Below are 11,285 nucleotides of genomic sequence, written 5' to 3'. Positions count from 1 at the left end.
CCTTAAAAAACCGTTGGATACGGCGATAGGAAGAGGTGCTTGTGGCTTTGGCATCAGGGAAAAACATTGCCAATTTGCTCAAATTACAGGTCTGCCGCATGGCAATGGTACACAATAAATACACAAAAACAATAACGTGGCTCTTGTGCCATTTGAAAGTTTTGGTTACGATATGGGTGAGTTCGCTCAATTCAGTCATATTGGATTAGTCGTGAGAAAATTAATACGATACCACTGAATTGATGCGGACTTCTTTTTTTATTGTACTTTTTTTGTCGTGTACTGAAAGGCAGCCTGAATTTATTCCGCCCAAAAATCATAAAAATTAAACCATTGTAATGGCACGTCTGCCGCGTGTTGCGCCAATTCATCGGCGTAACGCTGGGCGTGGGCGGCGATGGCGGCGGCGCGGTCGGCGCGTTTCACATTTGGCACATCGGCAAAACGGCGCAAAATCAAATGGTATTTACCCTGTTTTTTTAATACAAACAAGGTGTTGGTTTTGGCTTTCAATAATTGTGCCATTAGCCACGCGCCTTGTGGCAATTGTGCGGTGTCGCCGAGAAAGTTTACCGCCACCGTTTTTTCGCCACGAATGGGAATGCGGTCAGCGGTGATTGCCAGCCATTCGCCTGCGTCTAGGCGGTTGGCGAGTTCCAGCATTTTTGCGCCGTCTAATTCGCTGACTTGGATTAAATGGATGTCGCTTGCGCCTGCGTTTTTTAGGGCTTGATTAAAGGCTTGGGCGTGGCGACTGTGTACCAACACATTCATTTTAAAACCAATATGATGGGAAACCAAAGCGCGGCAAATTTCCACATTGCCCAAATGTGAACAGATAAAAATTTGTCCACGCGCCGAGTGGTCGCGGATGTCGGCGTAGAGATCGTCGCGGTCGTCCAGCACCAAATCGGCGTAAGTGATTTTGTGCTGCCACACGGCGAAACGGTCGGTAATCGCTTCGCCAAATGTGGCAAATTGGCGATACACGGCACACGTTTCAGGCAGCCTACAAGTGGGGAAACTGTGTTTTAGGCGCGTTTGGTATTGGTGAATATGGCGGCGTTGTGCGGCAGAAGTTGCGTAAAAATAAGCACATACAATAGCCGTACACAGGCGCATTATCCACACAGGCAAATACTTGACCATTAGCGCGGTGAGTTTGAGAAATAGGGCGTGTCCGCGTTCATGTTGATTTGCCCAATGTTCGGCTGGGGTCATGGTGTTCCTTGTATTTTTTGATTTTTTTATTTTATTGTGGAGTGAGTAGGTTTTCAGGCTGCCTTTCATTTCATTACCCTAAAAATTTTTGTCTACCGCTCATCTGTTCCCTTGTTCCCTCTCCCCAGCCCTCTCCCAAAGGAGAGGGGGTGAGATTGCTGTATCTCAACGATTTCAGGCAGTATTTCATTTTTTGTAGGGTAGCGAAAGGCTGCCTGAAATATTATTTACCTAAACCCACACATCGCCGCAACATTCTAAAAAACAATCTGCTGTGCATTTTGCTAATCAAAACATTGTCTTGCCATGCGCGGAAGTGGGATATGCCGCCATCTTGATAACGTACAGGCGTGTCCACCCACACCAAAGGCACGCCGCGCCAATACAGATGAACCAAAATTTCATTGTCAAAATCCATGCGCTCGCCGATGTATTCGCTGTCTAAAATATTCAATGTGTTTTCAAGTGGATAAATGCGAAAACCGCACATGCCGTCTTTGATTTGGCACGAATGGGTGTGAATGATGTTCCAAAAATCGGTGATTTTGCGCCCATACAATCGCGCTTTGGGGGCGTCATCGCCATAAATCGGGCGACCGCAAATGGCGGCGTGTGGTGTGGCTTGGGCGGCGGCGATGAGTTTGGGAATGTCGTGTAGGGTGTGTTGTGCGTCTGCGTCAATTTGTAGGGCGTGGGTGTAGCCTTGTGCGGCGGCTTGGCGGAAACCGTATTTCATGGCGTGTCCTTTGCCACCGTTTTCAGGCAGCCTGAATAATTGGGCTTCGCAGCAAATCTCTTTTAAATCAGATTGATATGTTTCGCCAGAGCCATCGTCTATCACCATAATCGGCAAATCGTGGGCGCGGAGTGCGGCAATTACGGTGGGTAGGGTGGCGATGTGGCGGTAGTGGGGGATTAGGGCGACGAGTTTCATAAACCTATCTCTTGGAAAATGGGGAGAATATCATCGGGTAATTGTTTCATATACCTGATTAAATTTCGCCGAATATGCGTTTCATTTTGTTGCCCAAACCATTGATTAAATTGTTTGCAAATCACATTTTCAAAAAATTTTTTGCCATGAATATGGTGTTTAAGCAATATTTCAGGCTGCTTGCCTTGTATTTCTGCCAATTTATTAGCGAAAGCCTGTTCAATTTTTTCAGGTTGTAAATAATCATGCCATTCGCGTAATTTGTCATGGATAAATTGTTGATTTTGTGCATTTTCAATGTTCAATAAATCTTCTTTAAACCCTTTGCTCCGTAAGCCTTCCCAAAGTGGATTGATGACAAACCACAGCGCACCATGTCGCACATATTGATTCAAATCACGCAACAAAACGCGTTCACATTCAGCAAAATCGCCAATTTTTGCTTGCTCATTTGGAGATAAACACGCCCAAATTTCATCTGGTACAATCAAATAATTTTCGGCACAATAGCGTGGTAAGGTAAACAAATGGGATATTTCCGTTTGCAGTTCGCGGATTTTTTCAGGCTGCCATTCATCGGTATCAATAATGCCATACCAATTGGTTTGCATTTTTAAAATGGAAACGACTTGTTTTTTATTCCCAGCATAATCAATATGCCAATTGACCGCCCAATTTGCTTGATACAAGGTAAAAAACTTTTCCCACATTGCCACATCGTCTGTACCTTCTACCAAGAAAACCTGTTTATTTGCCGCTTTTTCTTGAATTTTCGATATTCTTTTAGCGGACATTATATTCACCTCCGCTCATATCAATCCGCACACCAAAATTTTCATATCGCCGCCACACATCATCAGAATGCGATGTGATGATTAATTGCGCCCCCAGCCGTTCTGCTTCCAATTCCAGCGTGGACAAAAAACCTGACACCAGCGATGGGTGCAAAAACAAATCGGGTTCGTCAATCAATACAATCCCGCCTTTATTTAACCAACGCAACATCAAAAATAACATAATTAACACTTGGTGTTCGCCTGAACTTAATTCGTCTAGACCAAATGACGTTTTCCCCAATTGCACATCAATGCGATTAGAATATTCAGATAATTTTTTTAATATTTTTTTATCAGATAAAAATTGGTTTAATTTATCTATGGTTACATTGAATTTGTCATTATCTAAAATTTTCAAATTAATCAAAGATGCTTCTAATTGACCACGCCAATCTTTATTGACCAAATATTTAGCTAACCAACGCTGTGAAACCAAATCAGCATAAAATTCGCCAACATTTTCAGTAGGTTTAACCCATCGGCGTTCTTCTGCGTCTAAATACATCATATTGGGTAAACCTTTTATGCTGTCTGAAATCATCAATGCTTTGCGTTTGTGCGACCATGTTTCAAACCAGTTGGCTGTGGGTAGCAGAAAGGATAAGGGATTATCAGATTGACGTTCTTCCCTTGTTTCAACCACACACAAAATAAGGAAATCTTGATATGTTTCCCCAATCCATTCAATATCTATCCTGTTATTCAATTCCGTTTGATGAAACCATTCTTGGTCGCCAAATACCAAGCCGATTTTTTGTTTTGATGTACCCGTAATATCGGTAACATCATCTAAAACAATTGCAATGCTGCAACCCCATTTTTCAAAATAATTCGCACTATGATGATTTTCAGGCAGAATTTTCTTGTGTTCCAACCAATATCCCAACGCCTCCCACATCATCGCAATTGCTCGCAATAATGTAGATTTGCCACAACCATTTACGCCCGTCAGCAGCACCCGATTTTCCACTTCGCCGCGCCAATCGTTCATCAATGATAATTTGCCATTAGGTACTGCGCCCAAATTATGCGTATGAATTTCCACAATTTTCATTTTTACACCTTCAAAATCAACTTACGATACAAAAATTCACCGCCCAGCAGTAAACCCATCAAAATATACGCCACAATGCCCGTATAAATCGCCCACCAATCATGCCACCCCAGCCACGCCAACACCGCCGCCGTGCCACCGTTTAGCACAAAAAACACGCACCAAATCTGCGTAACTTTGCGCGTGTAGGCGACACCGCTTGGCGGCAAATCGGGCGTTTGCAAACGCGCCAGCCGTTCAATCAAACTCTGTTTGGCAAACAAACTGCTGCCAAAGGCGAATAACATCAACACATTCACCGCCACAGGATACCAATACATGCTTTCAGGCTGCCTGAACATCAACACCAACGCAAAAAATACCGCCACCGCCAGCGACACCAACTTTTGTGCCCTATCCCGTTGCGTGGCGGCGCGAATCAGCCACAGCAGCAACATCGCCACCGCCAGCCAGCCAAACCAGCCCTGTTCGCGCCCAAAATACCACAGCAAAGGATACGCCACACTCGCCACGCCCAGCAGTATGCCGAGCAGGATTTTCATGAGTTAGCCTGTTGATTTTGCTTTTTTAATACGGCGGCGACCACATCGTCCACCGTACGCACAGCGCGGAAATCTTCGGCTTGCAATTTGTGTCCTGTTTGACGTTTGATGTGGTCAATTAAGTCAATCGCGTCAATGCTGTCAATTTCCAAATCTTCGTATAAATGGGTGCTGCCTGACACTTGACTGATGTCCACTTCAAATAGACTTTCCAATGCGTCCAATAAAATTTGGCGAATTTCTTGTTCATTCATAAACTTATCCTTTCATTTTGCTGATAAATGCCGCTAAACTGCTGACATTGGCGAAACTGTCGCGCAATTCTTGATTTTCTTTATCCAATTGAAAACCAAAATGTTTTTGTACGGCAAGACCCAGTTCCAGTGCGTCCACGCTGTCCAAACCCAAACCGTCATCGCCAAATAAGGGAGTGTGGTCGTCAATATCGGCGGCAGTTAAGTCTTCTAAACCGAGACTGTTGATGATTAATTCTTTGATTTCTTGATTTAAATTGCTCATTTTTTGCTTTCTCGTTGTGGGTAAAAATTGTGTAGGGTGGGTGTAAACCCACCATTAGTGATTATTAACGATTTCGGTGGGTTTACACCCACCCTACGCCGTATTCAATATTTGGTTGCGTATTGTAAGGCAGCCTGAAAAATGCTAACACTTTGAATGTTGATTAAAATAATCCTGTAAATAATCATTCAGTCGCCGCGCTGCAATGGGAAGCGGTTTTTCTGCCAACCATGTTTGCGGGTCAATATCATCGCCTACGGTAAAATGATACACGGGTTTTTGCAGGGGAATTTTGTACCATGCTTGCCCTTTTTTGTAATTAGGTGGCGACATTTTGACCACTATCGGCGTAATCACCTTTGCGCTGCGTAAACCGATGGACACCGCGCCGCGATGAAATTTCACTTCGCCGTCCCAACCTGTGCGCGTGCCTTCGGGGAAAATCAGCAGGGTTTGATTTTGCAAAATTTCGTGGACTTGTTCTATAAAATCAAGGTCTTCCCGATTGGGCAAATAGCCGCACGCGCGAATTTGGCTATTCATGGCTGGGTTGCATAATAAATCGGTTTTGACAATGCAATTGGCTTCGGGAATACGGCTTAAAATAAACACCACGTCCAGCAATGATGGGTGGTTGGCGAGAATTAATTGTCCGCGCCGTCCAAGTTTGTCAAAGCCGTGAAAATGGGCTTCCACAATCCGCATTTTAATTAAATATTGGGTAAACCAAAACCATGAGCGATTCACCAAACGGCGGGCGGCTAATTGGGTGTTCAGGTTGCCTGAACATGGGGCGTAGCTTTTAGGTTGATAGGGCAACAAGATGAGTTTAAACAATACGCCACATACGCCAAAAATCACAAAACCCAATGCGCTGGCAAACAGTCGCCAATATTGGTTTAGGGTGTAATGTGCCATTGCCACGCGCTCGTTGGGTAGTGTTGAGTGAAATGGTGTTTGGGTAACAGCATGTGTTTTGTCCAATGGAGTGCGCCCCAGTAATCGCCTGTGGTTTGGGTGTGGGGGTGGCGGGTAAGTGTGCAATCATCGCCGTGTTGCAATAGGGCGGCAACTGCATAGGGGAACGGGGCGCGTGTGGCATGAATTTCAGGCTGCCCCAAAGGTTCATCAGCCGCAATGACCAAAACCTGTTTTGCGCCTTCGTGTAACAAGGCGACCGCTTCGGCGATGGCAAGTTCCCAGCCGTCATATTGGGCGGCGAGTGCGGTGTTTTCGCTGGTGTCGCCGCGCAACATGCTCCATTGCCCCACCAGCGCATTATGCACGGATAAACCAAATGATGTGGGCGACACGCTGTTTTCGCGCAACAGGGTTTGCCATAATGCAAGACTGCGGTTTAATTCGCCATCGTGGGAAACGAAAACGGTGGGGCAATGTTGTTCGCCCACCACTTCGTAGGCAGCCTGAAACATCAGCCGTGCGGATAAACTCAAACGGCGGCGTTGCATGGCGGGCAGAAAGGGGAGTTCGGGGGCGGTGTCGGCAAGCGTGTTGGGATTCAGTATGCCGTGCGCCCAGTCGTGCCAATGTTGCGGCGTGTGTAGGCGCGTGGAAACGGTGTGCCATTTGGATAAATGAAAATTCATGTTGTTTTAAGTGAAATGATTTTTTGTGAATTATAACAGGTGTATTTAGAATTTTCAGGCAGCCTGAAACCGCCAATATTCACGCGGATGTTCCGCCGACCACGCCCCCAATCCACGCCATTCAATGAACACATCTGCGTCTTGCCACACCGCAGCTATCACAAACTCGCCCAATTGCCACACAGCACCTTGCCAATTGCCCACCCCATGCGCGTGCAAACACCATTGCCCATCACGCGCCATCACGCCCACATTTGCCAAATCTGCCCATTCGCCATGATTCGCCTTAATCAAACTTTCCTTGAGTGTCCACAGCGCGTAATAATTGATGGGGGAACATGATTGTTGCAAAAAAATCAGTTCATCATCGCTGATAATTTGTTGTTCGTGCCACGTGGCAAATTCGCGGGTTTGCACATATTCCAAATCCACCCCAAAACGCGTTTTCAGGCTGCCTGAAACATCGGAAACCGCATAAAGGGCGTGTCCATGTGAATGGCTGAATACACCGTTTTCTTGTTGCACATAGTTTTGGATTGCCCGACTGGTGCGCCAATCCAAAGATTGTTTCATGCGAACTTGGTCGGCGGCAGACAAACGGTTGGGGTCATACCACACCGCAAAATCGGGCGCGGCGTAATAAATACAAATATTCATGGCTTATCCGTTTGCCCGCACAACAAACCCACCGCCCCCAGCCAGCTCAAGCCCACCCCAATCGCCACGCTCAAACCAAACGAAGCCACCGCAGGCGTGGTACTGAACATCAGTAAAATAAAGGAAATAGACGTGGTTGCCGCCGCCAATGTGATGCCAGCCAATCGCGCCGTTTTGGATTCGGGCGCAGTCAGCGTGTACACCGCATAATCTACCCCAATTGCCGCCGCTAATAATAAGCCAAACATGGCAAACAAGCCCACCGCCACCCCCAGCCAACCCAAAGCACCAATTGTCCCCAATACCGCCGCCACCGCCACCGCCAACATCAAACTGCCACGTCGCCAGCCAAATCGCCACCACAACATCACCCACGCCAAAGCAAACGACAGTATTTTTAACCATGCAGCCTGAAAACGCGTTTCGCTAAATTGCTGATTTAAATGTGCGCGTTTATCTAGCCACATCGCGCCATCGGGCAACGCCACCGCCGCCACATCATCGCCGCCCACGCGTAACACAGACGCAAATTGCCCCGAAATTTCCCCCAAATACAAATCCCGAAACCCTTCCGCTTGTGGCGCAGCCAAACTGTCTGCCAAAGCCACCACAGGCGCACTTGCCGCCTGATTTAAGGCAGCCTGCACCGTTTCGGGTGGCACACCCAAATCCACCAAAGGCGCAAATTGTTCAGGCTGCCTTGCTAATTTTGCCAATTGATTTTTCAACGCCATTTGTTCATCGCTGGGCAAAAGCCATTGGTGTAAAGATTGGGTTTGCGTGAACCCATGCTGGTGTAATTTTTGTTCAACTTGTTGGTTTAATTTTAATAATTTATCGGCAGAATCAGCGCGTAGCAAAATTGTTTTGCTTGCGCCCATGCCGCTGATTTGCGCGATGTGTTGCGCGTCTGCCAATAAATCAGGTGGCAAATTTGCCCATTGGCGAATATCGTCTTGCCATTGCGATTTGCTTGCGCCGATACACAAAAAAATCGCCAAAATAGCCGCCAATAGTCGCCATTGACGCACCACATTATGATTGGACAAATTTGCCCATGAAATCTGCCACGTTTTCGCTTGATAACGCGCAAACAGGGGCGGCAAAAAACACACCGTTGCCGCCACCGCCCCCAATAACGCCGCCGCCGAAAACACCGCCGTTTGTCGCAACACAGGAAGCGGCGTGAACCACAGCAACGCATAGCCCAACACCGTAATTGCCAAACTGATCACAAAACTGGGTAACACGCGGCGCATACTTTCCGCGCCATGCCACGCATTTTCAGGCTGCCTGAACAATGACGGCGCAAGCCAATGCAAGGGAAAATCCACCAATACCCCCACCAAACTCGTTCCCACCACCAAAGTCAGCGTATGGATTTCGCCAAACACCGCTACAGTCGCCACCAAACCCACCAACACCCCCACCGCCAACGGTAAACCCACCGCCAACACCCGCCACGAGCGAAATACCGCCAACAACAACGCAAATGTCAGCGATAAACCCACCGCCGACATCAAGCTGCTTTCACGTTCCGCGTTTTGCTTGGCGTGGGCGGCGAACAGTGCGCCACCTGTGGCAAGTATTTGATAATGTTCGGCTTGTGCTTGAGTTTTGCTTTTGTGTAATAAGTTCAATAGGGCAATATTGGGTGTCGTATTCGGCAAACGCGCCCGCAGCCACACCCATGTTTTGCCATCGCGCTCGGTGTAGAGCATGGCGTGTTCGTTGTGCCATAATAATTGACTAGATGATTGTTTTTGCAAAACAAATCGTGAAAAACCCAACCAATCGTCTTCCAGCGACAACAGGCTGCCTGAAAACGGATTGGCGGCAGCTTCAGCGCGTTCCGTAAAATATTGTTGTGGATTTTCATAGAGTTGATGGACTTGTTCTGCGGGCAAAGTTGCCGCACCCAAGCTGGTCAATGATTGCCGCAACGCCGCCACATCTGGCTCAATTTGACTGTCCACCGCCGCAAACAAGCCGCTTTGTTGCCATCGTTGTGCGACTTGTGCGGCTGATTCAAATGCTTTGTCTGGATTGTCTGCGCCCACCAGCACAATAATTTGCTGATTTAATTGTTTTTCTTGCGCTTGGTCGGCGGCGAGCCACACGGGGTCGCTGGTGTTGTGTTGCGGTAAAAGCGCGGTAAGCTGTGTTTGAATGGGCGTGTGTTGCACAAATTGTGCGCCCAGCCAAACAGCAAGCAATATGCACAATACAGCGTATGATTTGCTTAATAATTTCATGGATTTCATTATCAGAATACCATTCAGATGATTTTCAGGCAGCCTGCAAAACCGCCCGACCAGAAGAACACGCCCGACCCTCTACCATTAAACGAAACGATACTTTGCCCTTGCCCGCGTCCCATTGCAGTGTTAAATCCACCACGTCATTTGGGCGGATAAATTGCTGATATTTCACGTTTTCCATTTGCACCACCGCCGCTTGCCCCCATGCAAATTGTCGCGCCAAATCCATTGCCCATTGCAATTGCACCACGCCAGCCACCAAAGGAAAATCCGCAAAATGCCCCGAAAAATAACGCAAATCCATCGGCACGCAGCCTGAAAAATGCCATTCATTTTCCTGTTCTGCCACCAATTGCCAATCAGGTCGCGTGGGCGATTCGCAAAATGCACGGTTAAATTCGGCGGCTGCCAATTTACCTTGCGAATTTCTGGGCAATGCGTCTGCCGTCAAACGCCAATAACGCGGCAAAGCCACTTTTTCTATAGACAAAACAAGCGATTGTCGCAAAGCTGCCAATGCCGCCACGCGCCCAGATTGCCGTACCGCTGCCACGCCAGCCGCGCTTAATTGCAACCACGCCGCCACGCGATTTTGCCACAGCGCACAAGACACATCTGCCACAAAATCGTGAGCCATCAATGCCATTTCAATTTGGTGTAGTGAAATGCGTTTATCGGCTAATTTGATGATTCGGTCATTTCTTCCATGTAAAATCAATGTGTTGTCTAAAATTTCCGCGCTGTCTGCCGTTACTTGTTCGCCGTCCGACCACGCCGAGCGTACGCACAGGCAACCGTGTTCGTCTAAACGCGCTGCCACATCGGGTAATAATTGATGTTGGCTTGTGCCCCATCGCCGCGCCATCACGCCTGTTTCCGTGCTACCGTAAATGTCTAAAATGGGTAAATTCAGTTGATGTTCAAATAATTCAATGGTTTGTTTAGACAGCATACCGCCCGCACTGATTACGCCCATAAGGTGTTCACGCAAACGCGCCCAATTGCGCTGTTCGCCAAAATGCGATAGCACCGTTGGGCTGCTTAACCACACACAGGTTTGCGTGGATAATCCTGTAAAATCTTCGGGATAGCGGCATTGTTCGCCCGAAATGCGCCAGCCCATTTTCAACGCCACAAAGACGCGAAAAGTTAAACCATACAAATGCTGCGCCGAAATACCTGATAATACAGGGAGATTTTGCCAATGGTTGGGCAATTCACGCGCCACCGCTTCGGCTTCGGCGCACATTTGGGCGCAGGTTTTGCGCACGATTTTGGCTGTGCCTGTTGAACCCGATGTTTGTAAAAAAAGTGTGGATTGTTCAGGCAGCCTGAATGTGAATGGCTGGGTATGTGATGGTAATAATGTATTGAAATTTATCAGTATATTATTTTTGTGTTGAATCGGCGTATCTGACAATAAAATCTCTGCTTGTGCTGCCCAAGTAACCGCTTCCGCTTGTTGGTTGGGCAATAAAAACACATCAGCCCCCACCTGCCACGCCGCCAACAATGCCGCCGTGAAACATACCGTATCATCAAAAAATAAGGCAACTGAACGCGCGCCATTCAGTTGCGCCACCAAAGCCGCCGTTTGTGCTACAAGTGGCTGGTATTTCGGCGGCGGATTGTTGAGTAAATCATTGAGCCACAT

Annotated in this window: 12 protein-coding genes and 1 pseudogene; all 13 read right to left on the bottom strand. The window is 47.4% G+C overall.

Going from position 1 to position 11,285, the window contains the following annotated elements:
* Window positions 1-199, bottom strand: a pseudogene (locus tag Q338_RS14355) (IS4-like element ISAba33 family transposase); the annotation flags it as partial.
* Window positions 200-300: 101 nt separating this feature from the next.
* Window positions 301-1,221 (bottom strand): LpxL/LpxP family acyltransferase, encoded by a 921-nt coding sequence (locus Q338_RS04020; RefSeq protein WP_034292212.1) that lies wholly within the window; start codon window positions 1,219-1,221, stop codon window positions 301-303.
* Between the two features lie 223 nt (window positions 1,222-1,444).
* On the bottom strand, window positions 1,445-2,155 hold the full coding sequence (locus Q338_RS04015) for a glycosyltransferase family 2 protein (RefSeq protein WP_034292210.1): 711 nt from the start codon (window positions 2,153-2,155) through the stop codon (window positions 1,445-1,447).
* Window positions 2,152-2,949: a DUF4435 domain-containing protein gene (locus tag Q338_RS04010; RefSeq protein WP_034292208.1), complete on the bottom strand. Its 798-nt coding sequence runs from the start codon at window positions 2,947-2,949 to the stop codon at window positions 2,152-2,154. The genes Q338_RS04015 and Q338_RS04010 overlap by 4 nt, the downstream gene beginning before the upstream one ends.
* On the bottom strand, window positions 2,939-4,045 hold the full coding sequence (locus tag Q338_RS04005) for an ATP-binding protein (protein ID WP_034292205.1): 1,107 nt from the start codon (window positions 4,043-4,045) through the stop codon (window positions 2,939-2,941). The genes Q338_RS04010 and Q338_RS04005 overlap by 11 nt, the downstream gene beginning before the upstream one ends.
* A gap of 2 nt (window positions 4,046-4,047) precedes the next feature.
* A complete protein-coding gene (locus Q338_RS04000; RefSeq protein ID WP_034292202.1) occupies window positions 4,048-4,587 on the bottom strand; it encodes a COG4648 family protein in 540 nt (179 codons plus the stop codon).
* Complete coding sequence (locus Q338_RS03995) at window positions 4,584-4,841, bottom strand: acyl carrier protein (protein WP_034292200.1); 258 nt, start codon at window positions 4,839-4,841, stop codon at window positions 4,584-4,586. The genes Q338_RS04000 and Q338_RS03995 overlap by 4 nt, the downstream gene beginning before the upstream one ends.
* Before the next feature lie 4 nt (window positions 4,842-4,845).
* The gene (locus Q338_RS03990; RefSeq protein ID WP_034292198.1) at window positions 4,846-5,106 is read right to left on the bottom strand and encodes a phosphopantetheine-binding protein; all 261 of its coding nucleotides are present in this window, start codon (window positions 5,104-5,106) and stop codon (window positions 4,846-4,848) included.
* Window positions 5,107-5,250: 144 nt separating this feature from the next.
* Window positions 5,251-6,024, bottom strand: a complete 774-nt coding sequence (locus Q338_RS03985; RefSeq protein WP_051968476.1) for a lysophospholipid acyltransferase family protein — start codon at window positions 6,022-6,024, stop codon at window positions 5,251-5,253.
* Entirely contained in the window at window positions 6,006-6,713 is a 708-nt protein-coding gene (locus Q338_RS03980; RefSeq protein WP_034292195.1) for a beta-ketoacyl synthase chain length factor, read from the bottom strand. Before Q338_RS03980 ends, Q338_RS03985 begins: the two co-directional genes overlap by 19 nt.
* 54 nt (window positions 6,714-6,767) lie before the next feature.
* Window positions 6,768-7,370 (bottom strand): 4'-phosphopantetheinyl transferase superfamily protein, encoded by a 603-nt coding sequence (locus tag Q338_RS03975; RefSeq protein WP_051968474.1) that lies wholly within the window; start codon window positions 7,368-7,370, stop codon window positions 6,768-6,770.
* Window positions 7,367-9,625, bottom strand: a complete 2,259-nt coding sequence (locus Q338_RS03970; protein ID WP_051968478.1) for an MMPL family transporter — start codon at window positions 9,623-9,625, stop codon at window positions 7,367-7,369. Before Q338_RS03970 ends, Q338_RS03975 begins: the two co-directional genes overlap by 4 nt.
* Before the next feature lie 34 nt (window positions 9,626-9,659).
* Window positions 9,660-11,285 carry an AMP-binding protein gene (locus tag Q338_RS03965; RefSeq protein ID WP_051968473.1) on the bottom strand — a complete coding sequence of 542 codons (1,626 nt, stop codon included), beginning with the start codon at window positions 11,283-11,285 and terminating at the stop codon, window positions 9,660-9,662.

Source organism: Alysiella crassa DSM 2578 (genome assembly GCF_000745955.1).
GTDB lineage: Bacteria > Pseudomonadota > Gammaproteobacteria > Burkholderiales > Neisseriaceae > Simonsiella > Simonsiella crassa.
The sequence above is the reverse complement of the archived record's forward strand: the minus strand, read 5'-3'. Positions and strand labels throughout refer to the sequence as shown.

Coding starts and splice junctions, on each gene's coding strand:
- Q338_RS04020 (WP_034292212.1), bottom strand. CDS start 1,221: ATGACCCCAGCCGAACATTGGGCAAATCAACATGAACGCGGACACGCC.
- Q338_RS04015 (WP_034292210.1), bottom strand. CDS start 2,155: ATGAAACTCGTCGCCCTAATCCCCCACTACCGCCACATCGCCACCCTA.
- Q338_RS04010 (WP_034292208.1), bottom strand. CDS start 2,949: ATGTCCGCTAAAAGAATATCGAAAATTCAAGAAAAAGCGGCAAATAAA.
- Q338_RS04005 (WP_034292205.1), bottom strand. CDS start 4,045: ATGAAAATTGTGGAAATTCATACGCATAATTTGGGCGCAGTACCTAAT.
- Q338_RS04000 (WP_034292202.1), bottom strand. CDS start 4,587: ATGAAAATCCTGCTCGGCATACTGCTGGGCGTGGCGAGTGTGGCGTAT.
- Q338_RS03995 (WP_034292200.1), bottom strand. CDS start 4,841: ATGAATGAACAAGAAATTCGCCAAATTTTATTGGACGCATTGGAAAGT.
- Q338_RS03990 (WP_034292198.1), bottom strand. CDS start 5,106: ATGAGCAATTTAAATCAAGAAATCAAAGAATTAATCATCAACAGTCTC.
- Q338_RS03985 (WP_051968476.1), bottom strand. CDS start 6,024: ATGGCACATTACACCCTAAACCAATATTGGCGACTGTTTGCCAGCGCA.
- Q338_RS03980 (WP_034292195.1), bottom strand. CDS start 6,713: ATGAATTTTCATTTATCCAAATGGCACACCGTTTCCACGCGCCTACAC.
- Q338_RS03975 (WP_051968474.1), bottom strand. CDS start 7,370: ATGAATATTTGTATTTATTACGCCGCGCCCGATTTTGCGGTGTGGTAT.
- Q338_RS03970 (WP_051968478.1), bottom strand. CDS start 9,625: ATGAAATTATTAAGCAAATCATACGCTGTATTGTGCATATTGCTTGCT.
- Q338_RS03965 (WP_051968473.1), bottom strand. CDS start 11,285: ATGTGGCTCAATGATTTACTCAACAATCCGCCGCCGAAATACCAGCCA.